We start from the raw sequence: 22,041 nt of genomic DNA, 5'->3' as shown, positions 1-22,041 counted from the left end.
GACCCGCATGTACTTGAAGAGCCTGACCATCAAGGGGTTCAAGTCCTTCGCGCAGCCGACGACGTTCGCGTTCGAGCCCGGCGTCACCTGCATCGTCGGCCCGAACGGCTCGGGCAAGTCGAACGTGGTGGACGCCCTCGCCTGGGTGATGGGGGAGCAGGGTGCGAAGACGCTCCGCGGCGGCAAGATGGAGGACGTCATCTTCGCGGGCACCTCGACGCGCGGTCCGCTCGGTCGCGCGCAGGTGCTCCTGACCATCGACAACACCGACGGCCTGCTGCCGATCGAGTACTCCGAGGTGACGATCGCCCGCACGCTCTTCCGGAACGGTGGCAGCGAGTACGCCATCAACGGCGAGAACTGCCGGCTGCTCGACGTGCAGGAACTCCTGAGCGACACCGGGCTCGGTCGCGAGATGCACGTGATCGTCGGGCAGGGCCAGCTCGACAAGGTGCTGCACGCCACGCCGGAGGACCGCCGCGGCTTCATCGAGGAGGCCGCCGGGATCCTCAAGCACCGGCGTCGCAAGGAGAAGACGCTCCGCAAGCTCGACGCCATGCAGACGAACCTGACGCGGTTGTCCGACCTCGCGGGGGAGATCCGTCGGCAGCTGAAGCCGCTCGGTCGGCAGGCCGAGGTCGCGCGCAAGGCGCAGTCCGTCGCCGCGGTGGCCCGCGACGCCAAGGCCCGCCTCCTGGCCGACGAGGTCGTCCGGCTGCGCCGTGAGCTCCACGATCACCAGGAGGTCGAGACGGGCCGGAAGTCCGAGCGCATCGTCCTGCAGGAGCGCCTCGACCAGACCCGTGCCCGGCAGCAGCAGGTCGAGCAGAGCATGGTCGGTGACGCCGTCGACCGCGCCCGGACCGTCGTGCACCGGCTGGAGAGCGTGCAGGAGCGGCTCCGCGGGCTGTCGAGCCTGGCGAACCAGCGCCTGATGTTCCTCGCCCAGCAGGCCGACGCGCCGCAGCAGGGCCCCACGATCACGCCGGAGCGGGTGCAGGGCGTCCGTGCCGAGGCGGACCGGCTCGAGGCCCGTGCCGCCGAGATGGCAGCCGGGTCCGGGGCAGCGGCGGCGGCCGTCGAGCAGGCGCGGGCCCGCCTGGACGCCCTCGACGAGCAGATCGCCGCGCAGGCCGCGCTCGTCTCGCAGCACGACCTCGAGGCCCAGCGCCTCCGCAACGCCGTGGACGTGCAGCGGTCGCGCCGCGCCTCCGTCGTCGCGGACCGCGAGCGCCGGACCCGGGCGCTGGCCGAGGCCGAGGACCGAGCGGCCCGTGCCGCCGGGGCCCTGCACGACATCGGGGACGACCCCTCCGCCGGGGTGGACGCGGACGCACTCGCCGCCGCGCACGACACGGCGCGGCAGCGGCTCGAGGCAGCGCAGACGGCGCGCGAGACCCTGCGCGACCGGCTCCACGCCCTGGAACGCGAGCGCGACGCACTCGATGCCCGGGTCGCGGCCCTCGGCATGTCGATCGACGTCCGGGACGGGTCGCAGGCGGTGATCGACGCCCGGCGCGACGGCGTGCTCGGTCGCCTCGCCGACGCGCTGACGGTCGAGCCCGGGTTCGAGGCCTCGATCGCCACAGCGCTGGACGGGCTCGCCGACGCGGTCCTCGCCACCGACCGCGGCACCGCCCTCGCCACGGTCGCCCACGCGCGCGGCGCCGACCTCGGCCGCGTGGACGTCGTCGTCGCGGACGCGGAGCTCGACGGGCCGGGGCTCCCCGCGTCGCTGCCGCCGGGCGTGCGTCCCGCCCTCGACGTGGTGCAGGGGCCGACCGCGATCACCGCGGTGCTCCGCGGGACGTTGGTCGCCGTGGCGGACGACGTCGACCTGGAGGCCGTGCTCGCCGCCGCCCCGCACGCGACGGTCGTCACGCGGTCGGGTGACCTCGTCCGCACCGTCCGGGTGACCGGCGGTGGCGCGCGCACGGTGTCCCGCATCGAGCTCGTGGCGGAACGCGACGACGCGGAGGCCCGCCGTGACGCGGTCGCGGCGGACGCGGCGGACGCGGCCACGGGCCTCCAGGCCGCGCGCCAGGAGGTCGAGGACGTGCGCCGCCGTGCCGACGAGGCCGATCGCGCGCTGCGCGCGCACACCGCGGCGGTCGCCGACTACGACCGCTCCAGTGCCGCGGTCCGCGCCGGGGCGGAGAACGCCGCGGCCGAGGTGGAACGTCTGCGCGCCGCCCTGGGCGAGACGGACGGTGCGGTCGAGGCGGTCGACGCCGCGCTGGCCGGGGCCGAGGACGCGCTGCGGGGGTTCGAGGAGCGACCGCGACCCGTCTTCGACGCGTCCGGGCGCCCGGCGCTGCAGGACGCCGTCGAGTCCGCGCGGGCCGCGGAGATCGAGCAGCGCATCCAGGTGGAGACCGTGCGGGAGCGGGCCCGGTCGGAGCGGAACCGTGCGGCCGGTCTGCAGCGGCAGCTCGAGGCGGAGCGTGCGGCTGCGGAGGAGGCAGCGCGGCTCGCGGTGATCCGGCGCGGACAGATCGCCGTCGCCGAGGGGGTGCTCGCCGACCTGCCGGGCGTGCTCGGCGCGGTCGACCGGTCGCTCGCCGAGGCCCGGGTGCAGCTCGCGACCGAGGAGGCCGAGCGCACGAAGCGGAACACCGAGCTGCAGGTCGTCCGCAACGAGGAGCGCGAGCTCCGCGAGCGGCTGCAGACCATCACCGACGGCGTGCACTCGCTCGAGATGGAGATCTACGAGAAGAAGCTGCACGTGTCCGGCGTGCTCGACCGCGCGCAGAGCGACCTCGGGCTGAACGAGGCCGTGCTCGTCGCGGAGTACGGGCCGGACGTGCCGGTGCCGGTGGACGTCCTGGTCGACCCACGGGTGCTCGCGCGTCGGCACCGCGAGGCCGACCGGGCACGGGCGGCGGCGGAGGCCGCAGCGGCGCCCGACGCGGACGCTCCCGATGGCGACGCCGCCACGACCGCCGTCGCCGATGTCGATGTCGACGCCGACCTGCCCGGGCTCGTCGACGCCGAGTCGACACTGCCCGGCGGTCCGGCGCTGCCCGAGCTCGACACCACCGACGAGGTCGACCCCGCCGACGTCGAGACGGTGCCGTACGTCCGCGCGGAGCAGGAGCAGCGGCTCGCAGCGGCGGAGCGGGACCTCGGCCGGCTCGGCAAGGTGAACCCCCTCGCGCTCGAGGAGTTCCAGGCGCTCGAGCAGCGGCACGCCTTCCTCGCGGAGCAGCTCGACGACCTGCAGAAGACCCGGACCGACCTCCTCACCATCATCGAGGAGCTCGACACGAAGATGCAGACGATCTTCGAGGCGGCGTACAACGACACGAAGGCCGCGTTCGACGTGATCTTCCCGATCCTGTTCCCGGGCGGCACGGGATCGATCACGCTGACGGACCCCGACGACATGCTCGCGACGGGGCTCGACGTCCAGGTGAAGCCCGCGGGCAAGAAGATCGACCGGTTGACGCTCCTGTCGGGCGGTGAACGCTCGCTCGCGGCGGTGGCCCTGCTCGTGGCGATCTTCACCGCCAGGCCGTCGCCGTTCTACATCATGGACGAGGTCGAGGCGGCGCTCGACGACGCCAACCTCGGGCGGCTGCTCACCGTGTTCGAGCGACTGCGGGAGTCGTCGCAGCTCATCGTGATCACGCACCAGAAGCGCACGATGGAGATCGCCGACGCGCTGTACGGCGTCTCGATGCGGCAGGACGGCGTGTCCGCCGTGGTCGGCCAGCGCGTGCAGCGGCGCGAGCCCGCGGACGCGGTCGTCGCGTAGCGCGCCCGCGCCCGGCCCGCGTCGCGCTGGCGCGCTGGCGGCCGCACGGCGAGACTCGGCTCGGCGGGCACGTTCGCGATCGGGACACCGCGAAACCGTCCGCTGGGGCGAGTCTCGGGGTGCGGAGACGGACGGGAGGCGCGGTGCCAGCCGGCACCGCGCCTCCCGTCCGCCACGTGGTCGCGACTACTTCGCGTCGGCCTCCACGGCCTCCTTCGGCTCGCCCGTCGGGGTCAGGCCGCGCTCCTGGCGCTTCTTCGAGACGATGAGCGAGGCGGCCGTGGCCACCGCGATCGTCAGCGCGATGAAGCTCAGCGAGAACCAGATCGGGATCTCCGGGGCCCACTCGATGTGCTCGCCGCCGTTGATGAAGGGCAGCTCGTTGACGTGCATGGCGTGGAAGACGAGCTTGACGCCGATGAAGGCGAGGATGACGGCCAGGCCCTGACCGAGGTAGATGAGGCGCTCGAGCAGCCCCGCGATGAGGAAGTACAGCTGACGCAGACCCAGCAGGGAGAACGCGTTGGCGGTGAACACGATGAACGCGTCCTGCGTCAGACCGAAGATCGCGGGGATCGAGTCCAGGGCGAACAGCACGTCGGTGAGGCCGATCGCGACCATGACGAGCAGCATCGGGGTGAACAGGCGCTTGCCGTCGACACGGGCCGTGAGCTTGTCACCGTGGTAGTCGTCCGTGGTCGGGATGATGCGACGCAGGACACGGATGAGCTTCGAGTCGCCCTCGGTCTCGTCGTGCCCGCCGCCCTTCGCCTGCGACCAGGCGAGCCAGAACAGCAGTGCGCCGAACAGGTAGAAGACCCACGAGAAGTTCTCGATGATCGTGACGCCGAGGGCGATGAAGACGCCTCGGGCGACGAGGGCGATCGCGACGCCGACCAGCAGGACCTTCTGCTGGAACTCCTTCGGCACCGCGAAGCTCGACATGATGATGAGGAAGACGAACAGGTTGTCGACCGACAGGGCCTTCTCGGTCAACCAGCCGGCGAAGTACTCGCCACCGGCCTGACCGCCGCCGAAGACCAGGATCCCGACACCGAACAGGATCGCGAGCCCGACGTAGAACGCCGACCAGAACGCGGACTCCTTGATGTGCGGCACGTGCGGGGTCCGCACGTGCGAGTAGAAGTCGAACACCAGCAGCGCGAGGATGCCCGCGATGGTGAGGAGCCAGACGAAGAGGGGAACGTCCAAGGGATGTCCTTCAGGTTCGGGGCGTCCCGCGGAGCGGGTACGCCGATGCCTGAAGGTCTCCTCCGCCGTGTCGACCGACTGGTCGGACACGACCGGCGTCCCGGGTCTGGATCGTCCCAGACCGTACTGACGGGTGCGCCGCGCGGGAGTACTCCCCTTCAGGAACCGAGGATACCGGGCGCAGCGCCCACTGGTCGCGCCCTAAGCTGGGAGCATGGCGAGTTCCTGGTCACTGTCCACCCGTCTGCGCGGCCTGTTCCAGCGGAAGACCATCGACGAGACCACGTGGGACGATCTCGAGACCGCGTTGATCGGTGCGGATTTCGGCCCCGACATCGCGGACGAGGTCATCGAGGACCTCCACGCCCGCGTCGACCGGTACGGCACGACGGACCCCGCCGACCTGCAGCGCATGCTCCGCGAGGTGCTCGAGGAGCGCCTGTCGAAGCTCGACACGACCCTCAAGCTCAGCAACCGCCCGGCGGTCGTGCTCGTCGTCGGCGTCAACGGCGTCGGCAAGACCACGACGATCGGCAAGTTCGCGAAGTTCCTCAAGACCTACGACCGCACGGTCGTGGTCGGCGCGGCGGACACGTTCCGCGCGGCGGCGGTCGAGCAGGTCGCGACGTGGGCGCAGCGCGCCGGGGTCGAGGTCGTCCGACCGGCGCAGCCCGGCCAGGACCCGGCCTCGGTGGCGTACCAGACGGTCGAGAAGGCCATGCGCGACGGCACCGAGATCGTCGTGATCGACACCGCCGGCCGACTGCACACCAAGGCCGGCCTGATGGACGAGCTCGGCAAGATCAAGCGCGTCGTCGAGAAGCAGACCGAGATCGCCGAGGTGCTGCTCGTCCTGGACGCCACCACCGGGCAGAACGGTCTCGCCCAGGCGCAGGCCTTCATCGAGGGTGCCGGCGTCACCGGACTCGTCATCACCAAGCTCGACGGATCGGCCAAGGCCGGCTTCGTGCTCAGCGTGCAGGAGAAGACCGGCATCCCCATCAAGCTCATCGGGCAGGGTGAGGGCATCAACGACCTCACCGGCTTCACCCCGCACGTCTTCGTCCAGAACCTGGTCGGTTGAGCGCCGTGGTGTCGTCCGCGACCGCGCCGTCCACGACCGGCGGGCGAGGGACCCGACCGCCGGCCACCGTCTCGGTGCTCGAGGTCGTCGTGATGTGCGTGGTCGCGGTCGGGCTGACGATCGGCAGCCTGGTGCACAAGCTGCAGTGCGCCGCCCCCGGGGTCGACTTCGTGACCGCCACCCGCAAGGCCTGCTTCGCGGACACCGTGAGCCTGTTCTCCAGTCGCGAGCTCGCGTCGCACGTGTTCCCGTACGTGCAGCCGCTCGGCGAGAACGGGCTGCCGCCGGGGAGCCTCGAGTACCCGACGCTCAGCGGGATCTGGGCGTGGCTGAGCGCGCTGCCGGTGAGCTCGCTGCACGGGTTCCTCGTGGTCACCGCGCTGACCTTCGTGCCCGTGGTCGTCGTCACCGTCGTGGCGCTGGCCCGCGTCGCCGGACGCCGGGCGTGGTTCTTCGCGGCCACGCCGCCGCTCTTCCTCTACGCGCTCTACAACTGGGACCTGCTCCCGGTGATGTGCACGGTCGTCGCGATCGCGGTGGCGGTCTGGTGGCCGGCCGGGCGGTCGCTGGTGTGGCGGGCCGTCGTCGTCGGTGCGCTGTTCGGTCTCGGCGGTGCCTTCAAGCTGTACCCGCTCGTCTTCGTCGCGCCGTTCGTCCTCGCCCTGCTCGTCGACGCGACCGCGTCGTGGGGCGATCGCGTGCGCCGTGCCCTCGGCGCGGTGGCGGGCTCGGTGGGCGTGGTCCTCGTGGCGAACCTGCCGTTCGTGCTCATCAACGCCGAGTCGTGGTTCTCCGTGATCCGCTACCAGGGCATCCGGAACATCGACGGGGCGACGCTCTCGGTCTGGTACTACGCCTTCCAGCCGTGGTCGGCCGAGGACTCGCCCGCTTTCCAGCACACGCTGAACCTGCTGGCGACCGGAGCGACGGCGGTGGCACTGCTCGCGGTGCTGGTCACCGGGTTCGTCCTCGGGGTCCGTCGCGGTCGCATGCCCTGGATCGAGACCAGCGCGGCGCTCCTCTGCGCCTACCTGGTCGCGAACAAGGTGGACTCGCTGCAGTACGCGCTCTGGCTCGCGCCGTTCTTCGTGTTCGTCCGGATCCGCAGCGGTTGGGTGATCGCCTACCTGGCCGCGAACACGCTGCTCTTCGCCGGGTGGTTCCGGCACATCTACCTGCAGGCGATCGGGACCACCGTGCGGACCTACGCGGACGAGGCGATGTCGATCGGTGTCTGGGCGCAGATCGTCCTGCTCCCGATCCTGGCGGTCGTGTTCCTGCGCAGCCGGGCGGTGGACCGCGACGACGAGGTGTCGGTGGTGCACGGAGCGCCGGAGCCGCAGCGGACGCCCACGCCGAGCGCGTGAACGCGCGCGCGATCGCCGGCAGCAGCAGCGTCCGTCCGGCCGGCGGGGTCGCCGCCGTCGAGCTCGTCGTGATGTGCGTGGTCGCCGTCGGCCTGACCGTCGGGAGCCTGTTCCAGAAGCTGCAGTGCGCGGGCGAGGGTCTCGACCTGGCGTACGTGACACGGCACGCCTGCCTCGGCGACACCCTGAGCCTCTGGGGCATCCGCGATCTCGCATCGCACGTCTTCCCCTACGTCGGGCCGCTGACCACCCGCGGCCTGCCGCCCGGCACGCTCGAGTACCCGACCCTCACCGGGCTGTGGGCCTGGCTCAGCGCCCTGCCGGTCGGGTCCAGCCGCGGGTTCCTCGTCGTGACGGCGCTCACGTTCGTGCCGGTGGTGGTGGTCGTGACCGTCCTCCTCGCCCGGATGGCCGGCCGGCGCGCGTGGATCTTCGCCGCGACACCGCCGCTGTTCCTCTACGCGCTCTACAACTGGGACCTGCTCACCGTGGTGTGCACGACCGCGGGCGTCTTCGCCGCGGTGCGGTGGCCGGCCGGACGTGCGCCGGTGTGGCGTGCCGTCGTCGTGGGCGCGCTGTTCGGACTCGGCGGAGCGTTCAAGCTGTACCCGCTCGCGTTCGTGGCACCGTTCGTCCTCGCACTCCTCGTGGACGCCGGGCCGTCCTGGCCGAACCGGGTCCGTCGTGCCGCCGGGGCGGTGGCCGGCGCGCTCGGCGTGGTCCTCGCCGCGAACCTGCCGTTCGTGCTCGTCAACGCCACGTCGTGGTTCTCCGTGATCCGCTTCCAGGGCACCCGGGACATCGACCCGAGCACCCTGTCGGTCTGGTACTGGGCGCTGCAGCCGTGGTCCGCGCAGAGCAGCCCGGAGGTCCAGCTCCGACTCAACCTGCTCTCGACGGCGGCGACCGCCGTGGCCGTGCTGGCCGTGCTCGCCGTCGGTCTGGTCATCGGGCTCCGGCGCGGCCGCATGCCCTGGATCGAGACGAGCGCGGCGCTGCTGTGTGCGTACCTCGTCACGAACAAGGTCGACTCGCTGCAGTACGTGCTCTGGTTGACGCCGTTCTTCGCCGTCGTGCGGATCCGCCTCGGGTGGGTGGTGGCCTACGTGACCGCGAACCTGCTGCTCTTCGTCGGGTGGTTCCACTCGTTCGCGCTGAAGGCCGTGGGCGTCTCCGCCCGGACCTGGGCGGACGAGGCGCAGACCATCGGGATCTGGGGGCAGATCGTCCTGCTGCCGATCCTGGCGGTGGTGTTCCTGCGGAGCCGTGCGGTGGACCGCGACGCGGACCGCCCGGGGCCGGATCCCCGACCGGGGGCAGCTGCCGGGCTCCGTGCTCGGGGAACGGCGTTGCCGGCTCGCGAGTAGTGTCCGCTTCGGCCCGGGCGTCCGCTCGGTCTCGTTCCAGGGATTGGAGACCCTCATGCCCGCACTGCTGATCATCGCGATCATCGTCGGCCTCGTCCTGCTCTTCAGCGGCATCTTCGTCGGTGCGCTGAAGTTCCTGCTCTGGGTGGGCATCGTGCTCATCCTGCTGGCGGTCATCGGCTGGCTCCTCCGGAGCATCCGCGGTCGCGCGTAGCGTCGGCCGGTCACGTCGGACGTGACCACGGACGGACGGGAGGCCCGGTACCAGCTGGTACCGGGCCTCCCGTCCGTCCGTCGGTCGCCGGATCGGCGCTACACGGCCTGGCGACCCGGGGTCGCCTCGAGCAGGTGGGCCAGGTGCGGCGGCACCGTGCCGCCGCGCGCAACGGTGGCGCGTGCCCACAGCCGTCCGGCTCGGTAGGACGAGCGCACGAGCGGACCCGCGAGCACACCCGCGAAGCCGATGTCCTCGGCGATCTCGCGCAGGTCGACGAACTCCTCCGGCGTCACCCACCGCGCGACGGGCAGGTGCCGCGGCGACGGACGGAGGTACTGCGTCAGCGTGATGATGTCGGTACCCGCCTCGTGCAGCTGCTCGAGTGCGTCGACGACCTCGTGCCGTTCCTCGCCCATGCCGAGGATGAGGTTCGACTTCGTCACCAGGCCCGCGTCGCGGCCCTGCGTGAGGACGTCGAGCGAGCGCTCGAAGCGGAACGCGGGCCGGATGCGCTTGAAGATCCGGGGGACCGTCTCGACGTTGTGCGCGAAGACCTCCGGGCGGGCGTCGAACACCTGCCCGAGCTGGTCGGGGCGGCCGTTGAAGTCCGGTACGAGGATCTCGACGCCGGTGCCGGGGGAGTGCTCGTGGACCTGTCGGATGGTCTCCGCGTAGAGCCAGGCGCCGCCGTCGTCGAGGTCGTCCCGGGCGACCCCGGTCACGGTCGCGTACTTGAGGCCCATCGACACGACCGAGTCCGCCACACGCCGGGGTTCGCCCCGGTCGAGCGGGCTCGGCTTACCGGTGTCGATCTGGCAGAAGTCGCAGCGCCGGGTGCACTGCGAGCCGCCGATCAGGAAGGTGGCCTCCCGGTCCTCCCAGCACTCGAAGATGTTCGGGCAGCCGGCCTCCTGGCAGACGGTGTGCAGCTGCTTGTCCCGGACCAGTACGGAGAGGTCCCGGAACTCCGGGCCCTGCGTCGCGCGGGTCTTGATCCAGGCGGGCTTCGTCTCGATGGGTGTCGCGGCGTTGCGGGCCTCGACCCGGAGCATGCGGCGGCCGTCGGGGGCGAGGGTCATGCGGCGACCTCCTGTCGCGTGGTGCTGCTGATGCGGTGACCGGCGTGCATGCCGTCGACCGCCTGCTGGATCCGCGGCCCGACGAGGGCGGCGACCTCGTCGACCGTGACGTGGCGGCCGGTCGCGCGGCTGAGGGTGGTGACGCCCGCGTCGGCGATGCCGCACGGGACGATCGCGCCGTAGGGGGCGAGGTCGTTGTCGCAGTTGACCGCGATGCCGTGGCTCGAGACGTGCTCAGCGACGTGCAGGCCGATCGCGCCCACCTTGTCGTGCGGGCCGCCGCCCGGTCGGGGCACCCAGACACCGCTGCGCCCGTCGACCCGTCCGGCGGTGACCCCGACCGAGGCCGCCGCGTCGAGGACGACCTGCTCGAGGTCGCGGACCCAAGCGACGACGTCGAGCGGGTCGGCGAGCCGGACGATCGGGTAGGCCACGAGCTGCCCCGGCCCGTGCCACGTGATCCGTCCGCCCCGGTCGACGTCGATGACCGGGGACCCGTCGGTCGGCAGGTCAGCGGCTTCGGTGCGGCGCCCGGCCGTGTAGACGCTCGGGTGCTCGCAGAGCACGACGACGCCGGGGGAGCGGCCGGCGACGACGTCGGCGTGGAACGACCGCTGGACGGCGAGGCCCTCCTCGTAGTCGAGGAGCCCGGGCCAGCGGATGATCTCGAGCTGGGGCACGTCGAGCACGCTACCCCTGTTCCTGGACGCAGTCCAACAACCGGTCGGCGGGCGGTCCGGGGCGGTCGGAGGTGGCCCTGTAGAATCGTCGGACCATGGCACAATTCGGCTCACTCTCCGATCGGCTGACCGAGACCTTCCGCAACCTGCGGAGCAAGGGTCGTCTGTCCCCGTCCGACGTCGACGGCACCGTCCGCGAGATCCGCCGGGCCCTGCTCGACGCGGACGTCGCGCTCGAGGTCGTCAAGGCCTTCACCGCCTCGGTGCGGGAACGTGCGCTCTCGGACGAGGTCAACAAGGCGCTCAACCCCGCGCAGCAGGTCGTCCAGATCGTCAACGAGGAACTCGTCGGCATCCTCGGCGGCCAGCAGCGCCGACTCGAGTTCGCGAAGCGACCGCCGACCGTGATCATGCTCGCGGGCCTCCAGGGTGCCGGCAAGACGACGCTCGCGGGCAAGCTCGGCAAGTGGCTCAAGAAGGACGGCCACACGCCGATGCTCGTCGCGGCGGACCTCCAGCGTCCCAACGCCGTGCAGCAGCTCCAGGTCGTGGGCGAGCAGGCCGGCGTGCACGTGTTCGCTCCCGAGCCCGGCAACGGCGTCGGCGACCCGGTCAAGGTCGCGAAGAACGCGATCAAGGCCGCGGTCGACCAGCAGTACGACACCGTCATCGTGGACACCGCCGGTCGACTCGGTGTCGACGCCGAGCTCATGAAGCAGGCGGCGAACATCCGCAAGGCCGTCGACCCGGACGAGGTCCTGTTCGTCATCGACGCCATGATCGGTCAGGACGCCGTCGCGACCGCGCGCGCCTTCCAGGAGGGCGTCGACTTCACCGGCGTCGTCCTGTCCAAGCTCGACGGCGACGCCCGCGGTGGTGCGGCCCTGTCGGTCGCCAGCGTCACCGGCCGTCCGATCATGTTCGCGTCCACGGGTGAGGGGCTCGACGACTTCGAGCCGTTCCACCCGGACCGCATGGCGAGCCGCATCCTCGACCTCGGCGACATCCTGTCGCTCATCGAGCAGGCGCAGTCCGCGTTCGACGAGGACGAGGCGCGCAAGGTCGCCGAGAAGATCGCGACCGACTCGTTCACGCTGAACGACTTCCTCGCGCAGATGCAGCAGCTCCGCAAGGCCGGGTCGATCAAGGGCATGCTCGGCATGCTCCCGGGCGCGAAGGGCATGCGCGAGGCGCTCGACAACTTCGACGAGAGCGAGATCGTCCGGACCGAGGCGATCATCCAGTCGATGACGAAGCAGGAGCGCGAGCTCCCGAAGCTCCTCAACGGCTCCCGCCGACTCCGCATCGCGAAGGGCTCCGGCACCACGGTGACCGAGGTCAACGCGCTCGTCAACCGCTTCGAGCAGGCCGCGAAGATGATGCGCACCGTCGCCCGTGGTGGCGTGCCGCAGATGCCGGGCATGGGGCCGATCCCGGGCATGCACGGCGGCAAGAAGAAGCAGCAGCAGGGCGGCGCCAAGAAGAAGAAGGTCGGCAACCCCGCCAAGCGCGCGGCGCTCGCGTCGGGTGCGGCGGCGCAGCCGCAGCAGCAGGCGCCCACCGGGTCCGGTCTCGGACTCGGCGGTCCGAAGGGCGGCAAGGCGCCCACCGAGGAAGAGCTGGCCAGCCTGCAGAAGTTCCTCGGCCGCTAGTCGCGACCCCATGACCGACGGGAGGCCCGGTACCAGCTGGTACCGGGCCTCCCGTCCGTTCCGTGGTGTCGTCTAGAGCGACTCCCGCAGCTCCGTCACCAGGTGGCGGACCACCGCTCGGAGGTCCCCGCCGTTCTCCTGCGCCACCCGCAGCTGCCGCTGGTACGACGCGCCGTCGGCGATCATCGTGTCCAGGTGGTGCAGCTCCTGCTGGCAGCCCAGACGGTCGGCGATCGGGTCGAGCCGCTCGACCAGGTCGTGGACCTCGTCGGTGACCAGGCGCTCGTGGCCGGCGGCGTCGGTGATGATCTCGGCCTCCATGCCGTAGCGGGCGGCGCGCCACTTGTTCTCGCGGATGAACCACGGCTGCATCGACGGCAGCGTCTCGCCGCGGTCGAGGCGGTCCGACAGTGCGGTGACGAGGCACTGGACGAACGCGGTCACGGCGCCGACCTCGTGGAGGGTCGAGATGCCGTCGGAGACGCGGTTCTCGAGCGTCCCCCACCCCGGCGAAGGGCGGATGTCCCAGCGCAGGTCCTTGAACCCGTCGATCACACCGGTCTTCGTCAGGTCGTCGACGACGGTCTCGAAGCCGGTCCAGTCGTCGATGCCCGGCGGCAGGCCGCCGGTGGGGAGCTGCTGGAACATGAGGGCACGGTTCGAGGCGTACCCGGTGTCGGTCCCGCCCCAGAACGGGCTCGACGCGGTGAACGCCTGCAGGTGCGGGACGTACGCGAGCATCGCGTTCATGATCGGGACCGCCTTGTCGCGGTCGTCGATCCCCACGTGCACGTGCACGCCCCAGATGAGCATCTGCCGACCCCACCAGCGCGTGCGGTCGATCAGCGTGGTGTAGTGCTCGCTGTCCGCCGTGATCTCCTGCTGGTCCCACTGCGCGAACGGGTGGGTGCCGGAGCACATCACCTGCGCGTCGAGCGGTTCGGCGGCGTCGATCACCTCGCCGATGATGCCCGCGAGCTCGCTCGTCGCCCCACCGACGGTGTCGTGCACCCCCGTGACCACCTCGACGGTGTTCGTGAGGAGTTCTTCGGTCACCCGGTCGGGATCGCCGAGGCGCTCCTGCACGGCGGAGAGCACGGCGGGGGCACGGGGCGCGAGGTCGCCGGTGCCGCGGTCGACCAGCGGGAGCTCCCACTCGACGCCGAGGGTCGACGGGCGGGACTCGGTGAAGCGGATGTCCATGGGGCCATCCTGCCCGTCGGCTTGGAGGGTCGGCACAAGGAGTTCGGTCCCGGGCACGTCGTCCGGCAGAGTGGTCGCCATGAGCAGCGTTGCCGTGCCCGACCTCGCAGTCCTCTCCTCGTCCTGGAACCTCGGACCGCTCCACCTGCGGAACCGGGTGGTGATGGGGTCGATGCACACCGGGCTCGAGGTCCTCGACGACGGCGGTGCCGCGATGGCCGCGTTCTACCGCGAGCGCGCGGCGGGCGGCGTCGGCTGCATCGTCACCGGCGGGATCGCGATCAGCGACGAGGCCCGTGGTGGTCCGGACTTCGCGGTGTTCGGCAGCGGGGGCGCGGACGACCGGTTCCGGATCGCCGTCGCGGCCGTGCACGACGAGGGCGGAGCCGTGCTCGCCCAGCTCTTCCACGCCGGCCGGTACGCCCTCGCGAACGGCCTGGTCGACCGGTACGGCCGACCCCAGCGCGTGGTGGCTCCGTCGGCGCTGCCGTGGGCGGCGGCGCGCGGGGTCCAGCCGATCGCGCTCACCGACGCCGAGGTCCGCCGGACGATCGACGACTTCGCCGCCGCCGCCCGGTCTGCCGCGGCGATCGGCTTCGACGGCGTCGAGATCATGGCGTCCGAGGGCTACCTGGTCAACCAGTTCCAGTCGCCGCTGACGAACCTCCGCGACGACGACTGGGGTGGGGACGCCGAGCGACGCCGCCGCTTCGCGATCGAGGTCGTCCGGGCCGTCCGCACCGCCGTGCCCGACCTGGCCGTCACGATCCGGCTGTCCGGTGCCGACCTCATGCCCGGGTCGACGACGGACGCCGAGGTCGACGCGCTCGTGCACGACCTGCTGCCGCTGGGCCTCGACGGGATCTCGGTCGGCATCGGTTGGCACGAGTCGCGCACGCCGACCGTGCAGGCCGCGGTGCCGCACGGCGCGTGGCTGGCGTACGCCGAGCGGGTCGCGGGCGTGGTCCGCGAGTCCGCGCACCCCGAGGTGCAGGTGATCGCGTCGAACCGGATGACCGACCTGCGCGACGGCGAGGCGGTGCTCCGCGGCGGGCAGGTCGACGCCGTCGCGCTCGCCCGTCCGTTCCTCGCGGACCCGGACATCGTCCGCCGGTCGCTCGACGGTCGCTTCGACCTGGTGAACACCTGCATCGGCTGCAACCAGGCGTGCCTCGACCACTCCATCGTCGGACGGCCCGTGTCCTGCCTCGTGAACCCCCGCGCCGGCCGCGAGCTGACCATGCCGCTCCGGCCGACCGTCGAGCCGAAGCGCGTCGACGTGGTCGGCGGTGGCCCGGCCGGGCTGGCCGCCGCGGTGGACGCCGCGCGGCGCGGGCACGCCGTGACGCTGTGGGAGGCGACCGACGCCCTCGGCGGGCAGTTCGCCCTGGCCGCGGCGATCCCCGGCAAGGAGGACTACGCCGCGACCGTCCGGGCGGCGCGCGCCGAGCTCGACGACCGCGGGGCGACCGTGCACACCGGCCGTGCCGCCACCGTCGCCGACCTGCTCGACAGCGACGCCGTGGTGCTCGCGGCAGGGGTCGTGCCCCGCGTGCTGGACGTCCCGGGCGCCGAGCTGCCCCACGTGGTGTCCTACGAGGACGCCCTGCGCGACGGGGTCCCGCCCGGCACCGTCGCGGTGGTCGGCGGCGGCGGCATCGGGGTCGACACGGCGGCCTTCCTGGTCGAGTCGCCCGACGAGGCGGTGCGCGCGGCGGAGTTCGCGGCGCGCTGGGACGTCACCGTCGCCGACGACCTGGTCGGCGACGTCCCGCAACGGCTTCCCGCGGTGGCACGGACGCTCCGCCCCGGCGCCGACGTCACGGTGCTCCGTCGGTCCGGGAAGTTCGGCCAGGGGATCGGCATCACCTCGCGCTGGGTGGCGGTCGGACGACTGCGCGACGCCGGGGTGCGGATGGTCGGCGGGGTGCAGGAGTACCTGCGCATCGAGCCCGGGACGCTGTGGATCCGGGACGAGGACGGTCGGGAGACCGCGGTACCGGCCGACCACGTCGTCGTGTGCGCCGGGCAGGAACGTGCACCCGCGGTCGAGGGCGACGAGGCCGAGGACGCGTCGGGGGTCGCCGTCGCAGGGGGAGGGCTCGCACCGGGCCTGGCCGCCGCGGGGGTGCCGTACGCCGTCGTCGGCGGTGCCCGGGACGCCAGGAGCGTCGACGCGGTCCGTGCCACGAGCGAGGCGATCGAGGCCGTGCGCGCCCTCGCACCGTGACGACACGGCGGCCACGGCGCGTCCCGGCTCGCTTCTCCGGCGGAAACCTGCAAGAATGAACGGTCGAATCGCGTCTGCTCGACCCTCTATCCAGCAGGTCGCGACTTCCTTCGAGCTTCCACCGCGCGTGCCCCCACGCCCGCGGTTCCGGTTCAACCACAACAACACGCAACAGGAGTAATTGTGGCTGTCAAGATCCGTCTCAAGCGTCTCGGCAAGATCCGTGCGCCCTACTACCGCATCGTCGTCGCCGACTCGCGCACCAAGCGCGACGGTCGTGTGATCGAGGAGATCGGTCAGTACCACCCGACCGAGGAGCCCTCGGTCATCAAGATCGAGTCCGAGCGTGCGCTCTACTGGCTCGGCGTCGGCGCGCAGCCGACCGAGCAGGTCGCGGCGCTCCTCAAGCTCACCGGCGACTGGGGCAAGTTCAAGGGCGAGGGCAACACCGAGTCCACCGTCAAGGTCGCCGAGCCGAAGCAGGCCTTCGTCGCGGACACCGCCAAGAAGGCCGTCCTGAAGCCGAAGTCGGAGAAGACGGCCCCCGCCGCCGCTCCGGCCGAGTCGGCCGACGACGCCGCCGAGACGACCGAGGCCTGATTCCTTGCTCGACTCTGCGCTGACGCACCTCGTCAAGGGGATCGTCGATCACCCGGACGACGTCCGCGTCGCCAGTTCCACCTCTGCGCGTGGCGAGGTCCTCGAGGTGCGTGTGCACCCCGAGGACCTCGGTCGCGTGATCGGTCGCGCCGGACGGACCGCAAAGGCGCTCCGCACCCTCGTCTCGGCTCTCGCCGACGGCAAGCGGGTGCGGGTCGACGTGGTCGACACCGATTCCTAGGGAGACGACCCAACTCCGGGTGGGTCGCATCACGAAGGCGCACGGGCTCAAGGGCGGCATCAAGCTCGAGCTCTACACCGATGACCCGGATCGTCGGTTCACGCCGGGGGCGGAGTTCACGCTCCAGGTCCCCTCGGACTCGCCGTGGTCGGGCAAGACCCTGACCATCGACGAGCTCCGCTGGTACAACGGCCACCCGGTCGCCTTCTTCGAGGGCGTCGCGGACCGCACCGCCGCTGAGTCCCTCGCGCGGGCGATCCTCTGGGTCGAGCAGGACGCCGACGCCGAGACCGGTGAGGACGACGCCTGGTACGACCACCAGCTGGTCGGCTTGCGCGTGCTCCGCGACGGCGTCGAGGTCGGTACGGTCGCCCGCGTCGACCACCTGCCCGCGCAGGACCTGCTCGCGATCGACACCCCGTCGCGCGGCGAGGTCCTGGTGCCGTTCGTCTCGGCGATCGTGCCGACGGTCGACATCACGGCCGGGACCGTCACGGTGACGCCCCCGACGGGACTGTTCGAGGACCCCGAGGACACCTCGCGGCCCGAGACGGTCACGCCGACCGACCGCGAGGGCTGATCGTGCGCATCGACATCGTCACGATCTTCCCGGAGTTCTTCTCCGTCCTCGACGTCTCGCTGCTCGGCAAGGCCCGCTCGGACGGGCTGCTCGACGTGCACGTGCACGACCTGCGGCACTGGACGACCGACCGGCACCGCACGGTCGACGACACCCCGTACGGCGGTGGCGCGGGCATGGTGATGAAGCCCGAGCCGTGGGCGCAGGCGCTGTCGTCGATCCTGCGCGAGGACGGTTCGTCGACGCTCGTCGTCCCCACGCCGGCCGGCACCCCCTTCCGTCAGTCGATCGCCCGGTCGCTCGCGTCCGAGCACGACCACCTCGTGTTCGCCTGCGGGCGGTACGAGGGCATCGATGCCCGCGTGTTCGCGTGGGCGGCCGAGCGGTGCTCGGTCGTCGAGCTCTCGCTCGGTGACTACGTGCTGAACGGCGGCGAGGTCGCGGCCATGGCGATGATCGAGGCGGTCGGCCGTCTCGTCCCCGGGGTCGTCGGCAACCCGGAGTCGCTCGTCGAGGAGTCCCACGAGGACGGCCTGCTCGAGTACCCGTCGTACACGAAGCCGGCCCTCTGGCGGGACCTCGAGGTGCCGGACGTCCTGCTCAGTGGGCACCACGCGCGCGTCGCCGCCTGGCGGCACGAGCAGCAGGTGGAGCGGACCCGTCGCGTCCGCCCGGACCTGCTGCCCGACGCGTAGCGCCGGCCGCATCGCCGCGGTGCCGGCGCCTCCGGCAGTGGTGCTCCGCGCCGTTCCGGTCGCACGACGTGCCGCCGGCGCACGTTCCGGTCGCGCGACGTGCCGCCGGGCTGGATCGTGAGCGGCAGGTCGCGCGACGAGGGCGCCCGTGTCCCGACGGATGGACGAACGGACGGGAGGCGCGGGGCGGGGTCTCGCCGCGCCTCCCGGCCGTCAGGCGGTCGCCTCGGTGCGCTGGGCGCGTCGCAGGGTGAGCACCTCGGGACCGTCGTCGGTGACCGCCACGGTGTGCTCGACGTGCGCGGCACGGGATCCGTCGACGCTCTTCAGCGTCCAGCCGTCCTCGTCCTGCACGAGTTCGTCGGTGCCCTGCATGAGCCACGGCTCGATCGCGACCACGAGGCCCGTGCGGAGCTTCAGGCCGCGGCCGGGGCGGCCGTCGTTCGGCACGTGCGGGTCACCGTGCATCGTGCGGCCGACGCCGTGCCCACCGAACTGCGTGTTGACGCTGTAGCCGGCGTCCTTCGCCACCCTGCCGATGGCGTAGGAGACGTCGCCGAGCTTGTTGCCCGGTCGGAACTGCTCGATGCCGGCCAGCAGCGCGCGCTCGACCGTCCCGACGAGTCGCTGGTCCTCGTCGCGGGCCGTGCCCACCTGCACCGTGACGGCGGAGTCCGCCACCCAGCCGTCGACGCTCGCGGCGAAGTCCAGGCTGACGAGGTCGCCGTCGACGAGCACGCGGTCGTACGGCAGGCCGTGCAGGGCCGCGTCGTTCACCGACGTGCACAGGTTCCGGCCGAAGGGGGAGTTGCCGAACGAGGGGTGGTAGTCGACGTAGCAGCTCACGGCGCCACGGTCGGCGATCATCCGAGCGGCCACGCGGTCGAGGTCGAGCAGGTTCACGCCCACGTCGACGGTCTCGAGCAGCTCGTCGAGGACGTCGGCGACGAACCGTCCGGCGGCGCGCAGGCCCTCCAGCTCGGCGGGGGTGCGGAGTTCGATCATGCGTCCATCCTGGTCGTTTTGCGAGCGGGCTTCCCTGTGGCATGATGGACCGCTGTGCCCTGGCTGGACTCTGCCACGGGGGAGTCGCCGATTCCGGGCACGCACACTTCTTTCCACACACCGATCCGCGGCGACCCGTGCGCGTCCGCAGAGAGTGAACGAACATGCAGCTCCTCGACCACGTCGACGCAGCGTCCCTGCGCACCGACGTCCCGGACTTCCGCCCCGGCGACACCATCAAGGTGCACGTCAACATCATCGAAGGCACGCGCTCGCGTGTCCAGGTGTTCCAGGGTGTCGTCATCGCCCGCCAGGGCCACGGCCTCGGCGAGACCTTCAAGGTCCGCAAGGTGAGCTTCCAGGTCGGCGTCGAGCGCTGGTTCCCGGTGCACTCGCCGATCATCGACCACATCGAGGTCGTCACCCGCGGTGACGTCCGTCGCGCGAAGCTCTACTACCTGCGCGAGCTCCGCGGCAAGGCGGCCCGCCGCAAGATCAAGGAGAAGCGCGACGCCTGATCGCCTTCACAGTGAGGGCCCGCGAGCCGGGTTCCACTGGACGCCCCCCGCCGATGTACGGTTGTGCATCGACGGGGGGCTTTCCCGTTGTGCGCGCTCCACGGAGCGCAGGGTCTTCCACGTCCGACGAGTGCGGGTGTGGGTCGGCACGCTGGTCGAGCGTGCATGTGAACGAGAGCGGACATGACGGACACCACCGAAGGATCGGGACGCCGCCCACGGGCTGAGCACAAGGGCAACGGCGTCCTGACGTTCCTGCGGGACCTCGTCATCATCTTCCTCGCGGCACTGCTCGTCTCGTTCCTCGTCAAGACGTTCCTGATCCGGTCGTTCTACATCCCGTCGGAGTCGATGGAGAACACCCTGCAGGTGAACGACCGGGTGATCGTCAACGAGCTCGTGCCGGACGTGGTGTCGCTCAAGCGCGGTGACGTCGTGGTCTTCAAGGACCCGGGCGGCTGGTTGACCGGCACGAACGTGCCGGGCGTCGCGCCGACCACGCAGCCGGCGAAGGCGATCGACTGGCTCCTCACCCAGGTCGGTCTCGGGACCGGCGACAGCGACGACCACCTCATCAAGCGGGTCATCGGCCTGCCGGGGGACAAGGTCACGTGCTGCAACGACCTCGGGCAGATGTCCGTGAACGGCGTGCCCATCAAGGAGCCGTACACGCTGCTGCCGAGCGGCGCCCCGGCGTCGGCCGACCCGTTCTCGGTGACCGTCCCCGAGGGCACGATCTGGGTGATGGGCGACAACCGCAACGACTCGAAGGACTCGCGCTACAACCGCGACACCCCGTCGAAGGGCTTCGTGCCGCTGTCGGACGTCACCGGCAGGGCGTTCGTCATCTCGTGGCCCACGAGCCGCTGGACGTGGCTCGACGACTACCCCGACGTGTTCGCGGGTGTGGAGGAGAAGGACCGGTGACCCCGGTCCGGCCATCGCTCCGGGTCGAGAAGAAGCTGCTCGGCTCCGGTCGCGTGACCGTGATCGGCATGGACGAGGTCGGCCGTGGGGCGATCGCCGGTCCGGTGGCCGTCGGGGTCGCGGCGGTGACGATCGACATCGGACGCGTGCCCCAGGGGCTCGCCGACTCGAAACTGCTGTCAGCCGCTCGGCGCACCGAGCTCGAGCCCGTCGTCCGACGGTGGGCACGGACCGCCGTGGGCATGGCGACGGCGGACGTGGTCGACCAGCAGGGGATCGTCCCCGCGCTCGGCCAGGCCGGTACGGCGGCGCTCGGCGCGCTCGTCGACGACGGGCTGTGCCTCGACGACGCCGTCGTGGTGCTGGACGGCTCGTTCGACTGGTTGTCCCGTGCCGTCCCCACAGCACTGGTCCCGTCCGCCCGGCCGCTCGACGTCGTGGTGCGCGTGAAGGCGGACCGCGACTGCGCCTCCGTCGCCGCAGCGTCCGTGGTGGCGAAGGTCGAGCGCGACGCCCTGATGGTCGCTGCGCACGAGGGGGCTCCGCACTACGGGTGGGCGTCGAACAAGGGGTACGGGTCCACGGCGCACTACGACGGGATCCGGTCCGTCGGGGCGCACGCGCTGCACCGGAAGAGCTGGCTGCACCAGGCGTCGAGCGTCGCCCTGGACGGGTTCGACGAGCTGGCCGTCACCGGCTGACCCACCCCGTCGTCCATCGTCGGTCGGCTCGCCGTAGACTGTGCGGGCGATGGATGACGACGAATTCGACGACTACGACCGCGAGGTCGAACTTGCCCTGTACCGCGAGTACCGCGACGTCGTGTCGCAGTTCCGGTACGTGGTCGAGACCGAGCGGCGGTTCTACCTGGCGAACGAGGTCGACCTCGTCCGCCGTGACACCGAGCACGACTTCTACTTCGAGCTCACGATGAACGACGTGTGGGTGTGGGACGTCTACCGTTCCGACCGGTTCGTGAAGTCCGTGCGTGTCCTCACGTTCAAGGACGTGAACGTCGAGGAACTCACGTCGCGGGAACTCGAACTGCCCAAGGAACTCGCACTCGACGAGTGATCCACAGCTTTTCTGGAATTGCGACTCGGGCTTCTTCCGACGACATTTCCGCAATTGTCGCGCTACGGTGGTGGTGAAGCTTTTCCCGTGACCCACCGTCACGGGCATCACCACCCCTCGACCCAGGAGCACGACATGGCACAGAAGGTCACCGTCCAGCTCGTCGACGACCTCGACGATTCGCCCATCGCCGCCGGCGAAGGCCGCACCGTGGAATTCGCGTTCGACGGTTCGAACTACGAGATCGACCTGTCCGACGACAACGTGGACAAGTTCCGCGAAGCGATCTCGGACTACGTCGCAGCGGCACGGAAGGTCTCCGGTCGTCGTTCCGGTGGCAGCAGTGGTTCCGCGCCGAAGTCCGCACCCAAGCGCGGGAACTCCGAGGAACTCGCGAAGATCCGCGACTGGGCGAAGGAGAACGGTTACGAGGTCTCGAGCCGCGGCCGTATCTCGACCCAGGTGCAGGAAGCGTACGCAGCCGCGCACTGACGCACGACCTCACGAGACCCCGGATGTCCTGACGACATCCGGGGTCTCGTCATTCCTGCAC

Annotated in this window: 21 protein-coding genes; 16 read left to right on the top strand and 5 right to left on the bottom strand. The window is 71.3% G+C overall.

The genetic code is table 11. The annotated features are described in order from the left end of the window. Positions 1–7 precede the first annotated feature (7 nt). Positions 8–3,757 (top strand): chromosome segregation SMC family protein, encoded by a 3,750-nt coding sequence (locus tag ACH0A8_RS11915; protein WP_406907267.1) that lies wholly within the window; start codon positions 8–10, stop codon positions 3,755–3,757. Positions 3,758–3,943: 186 nt separating this feature from the next. Here ACH0A8_RS11915 and ACH0A8_RS11910 read toward each other — a convergent pair whose 3' ends face one another. Then, a complete protein-coding gene (locus tag ACH0A8_RS11910; protein ID WP_066654849.1) occupies positions 3,944–4,969 on the bottom strand; it encodes a TerC family protein in 1,026 nt (341 codons plus the stop codon). Between the two features lie 214 nt (positions 4,970–5,183). Between ACH0A8_RS11910 and ftsY the strand changes: the two genes are divergently transcribed. Genes ftsY through ACH0A8_RS11890 form a run of 4 tightly spaced genes read left to right on the top strand, consistent with a single transcriptional unit; the run spans position 5,184 to position 9,001 of the window. Then, entirely contained in the window at positions 5,184–6,053 is an 870-nt protein-coding gene (gene ftsY, locus ACH0A8_RS11905; protein WP_058748735.1) for a signal recognition particle-docking protein FtsY, read from the top strand. Beyond that, entirely contained in the window at positions 6,050–7,420 is a 1,371-nt protein-coding gene (locus tag ACH0A8_RS11900; protein WP_406907266.1) for a hypothetical protein, read from the top strand. Before ftsY ends, ACH0A8_RS11900 begins: the two co-directional genes overlap by 4 nt. Then, positions 7,417–8,787 (top strand): hypothetical protein, encoded by a 1,371-nt coding sequence (locus ACH0A8_RS11895; RefSeq protein WP_406907265.1) that lies wholly within the window; start codon positions 7,417–7,419, stop codon positions 8,785–8,787. Before ACH0A8_RS11900 ends, ACH0A8_RS11895 begins: the two co-directional genes overlap by 4 nt. A 55-nt stretch (positions 8,788–8,842) precedes the next feature. Next, positions 8,843–9,001, top strand: coding sequence for a DUF4175 domain-containing protein (locus ACH0A8_RS11890; RefSeq protein ID WP_137767577.1), 159 nt, complete (start codon positions 8,843–8,845; stop codon positions 8,999–9,001). Between the two features lie 98 nt (positions 9,002–9,099). On the opposite strand, the gene lipA is transcribed toward ACH0A8_RS11890, so the two are convergent. Further along, positions 9,100–10,083: a lipoyl synthase gene (gene lipA, locus ACH0A8_RS11885; protein ID WP_251159679.1), complete on the bottom strand. Its 984-nt coding sequence runs from the start codon at positions 10,081–10,083 to the stop codon at positions 9,100–9,102. Then, entirely contained in the window at positions 10,080–10,763 is a 684-nt protein-coding gene (lipB, locus tag ACH0A8_RS11880; RefSeq protein ID WP_374109578.1) for a lipoyl(octanoyl) transferase LipB, read from the bottom strand. The genes lipA and lipB overlap by 4 nt, the downstream gene beginning before the upstream one ends. A 95-nt stretch (positions 10,764–10,858) precedes the next feature. On the opposite strand from lipB, the gene ffh reads away from it, so the two are divergent. Beyond that, complete coding sequence (gene ffh / locus ACH0A8_RS11875; RefSeq protein ID WP_066654840.1) at positions 10,859–12,415, top strand: signal recognition particle protein; 1,557 nt, start codon at positions 10,859–10,861, stop codon at positions 12,413–12,415. Positions 12,416–12,487: 72 nt separating this feature from the next. Here ffh and ACH0A8_RS11870 read toward each other — a convergent pair whose 3' ends face one another. Then, on the bottom strand, positions 12,488–13,618 hold the full coding sequence (locus ACH0A8_RS11870) for a glutamate--cysteine ligase (RefSeq protein ID WP_406907264.1): 1,131 nt from the start codon (positions 13,616–13,618) through the stop codon (positions 12,488–12,490). Positions 13,619–13,697: 79 nt separating this feature from the next. On the opposite strand from ACH0A8_RS11870, the gene ACH0A8_RS11865 reads away from it, so the two are divergent. The 5 genes from ACH0A8_RS11865 (at position 13,698) to trmD (ending at position 17,964) form a co-directional block, all read left to right on the top strand. Next, positions 13,698–15,848 carry an FAD-dependent oxidoreductase gene (locus ACH0A8_RS11865; protein ID WP_406907263.1) on the top strand — a complete coding sequence of 717 codons (2,151 nt, stop codon included), beginning with the start codon at positions 13,698–13,700 and terminating at the stop codon, positions 15,846–15,848. Positions 15,849–16,031: 183 nt separating this feature from the next. Further along, positions 16,032–16,448 carry a 30S ribosomal protein S16 gene (rpsP, locus tag ACH0A8_RS11860; RefSeq protein WP_066654835.1) on the top strand — a complete coding sequence of 139 codons (417 nt, stop codon included), beginning with the start codon at positions 16,032–16,034 and terminating at the stop codon, positions 16,446–16,448. 4 nt (positions 16,449–16,452) lie between these two features. Beyond that, a complete protein-coding gene (locus ACH0A8_RS11855) occupies positions 16,453–16,689 on the top strand; it encodes an RNA-binding protein (RefSeq protein ID WP_058730104.1) in 237 nt (78 codons plus the stop codon). 19 nt (positions 16,690–16,708) lie between these two features. Next, on the top strand, positions 16,709–17,269 hold the full coding sequence (gene rimM / locus ACH0A8_RS11850) for a ribosome maturation factor RimM (protein WP_307810335.1): 561 nt from the start codon (positions 16,709–16,711) through the stop codon (positions 17,267–17,269). A gap of 2 nt (positions 17,270–17,271) precedes the next feature. Next, positions 17,272–17,964: a tRNA (guanosine(37)-N1)-methyltransferase TrmD gene (gene trmD / locus ACH0A8_RS11845; RefSeq protein WP_066654831.1), complete on the top strand. Its 693-nt coding sequence runs from the start codon at positions 17,272–17,274 to the stop codon at positions 17,962–17,964. Between the two features lie 213 nt (positions 17,965–18,177). On the opposite strand, the gene map is transcribed toward trmD, so the two are convergent. Further along, complete coding sequence (map, locus tag ACH0A8_RS11840; protein ID WP_066654828.1) at positions 18,178–18,969, bottom strand: type I methionyl aminopeptidase; 792 nt, start codon at positions 18,967–18,969, stop codon at positions 18,178–18,180. 164 nt (positions 18,970–19,133) lie between these two features. Between map and rplS the strand changes: the two genes are divergently transcribed. The 5 genes from rplS (at position 19,134) to ACH0A8_RS11815 (ending at position 21,980) form a co-directional block, all read left to right on the top strand. After that, positions 19,134–19,487 carry a 50S ribosomal protein L19 gene (gene rplS, locus ACH0A8_RS11835; RefSeq protein ID WP_058730094.1) on the top strand — a complete coding sequence of 118 codons (354 nt, stop codon included), beginning with the start codon at positions 19,134–19,136 and terminating at the stop codon, positions 19,485–19,487. Positions 19,488–19,670: 183 nt separating this feature from the next. Continuing rightward, the gene (gene lepB, locus ACH0A8_RS11830; protein WP_066654826.1) at positions 19,671–20,414 is read left to right on the top strand and encodes a signal peptidase I; all 744 of its coding nucleotides are present in this window, start codon (positions 19,671–19,673) and stop codon (positions 20,412–20,414) included. Continuing rightward, positions 20,411–21,115, top strand: a complete 705-nt coding sequence (locus tag ACH0A8_RS11825) for a ribonuclease HII (protein WP_406907262.1) — start codon at positions 20,411–20,413, stop codon at positions 21,113–21,115. Before lepB ends, ACH0A8_RS11825 begins: the two co-directional genes overlap by 4 nt. A gap of 49 nt (positions 21,116–21,164) precedes the next feature. Continuing rightward, the gene (locus tag ACH0A8_RS11820) at positions 21,165–21,488 is read left to right on the top strand and encodes a DUF2469 family protein (RefSeq protein ID WP_058730091.1); all 324 of its coding nucleotides are present in this window, start codon (positions 21,165–21,167) and stop codon (positions 21,486–21,488) included. 135 nt (positions 21,489–21,623) lie between these two features. Then, a complete protein-coding gene (locus ACH0A8_RS11815; protein WP_066654821.1) occupies positions 21,624–21,980 on the top strand; it encodes an Lsr2 family protein in 357 nt (118 codons plus the stop codon). Positions 21,981–22,041 lie beyond the last annotated feature (61 nt).

The organism is Curtobacterium sp. 179-B 9B NHS (assembly GCF_045370965.1).
GTDB lineage: Bacteria > Actinomycetota > Actinomycetes > Actinomycetales > Microbacteriaceae > Curtobacterium.
Note: the sequence above shows the minus strand (reverse complement) of the source record. Positions and strands in the feature narration are given on the sequence as shown.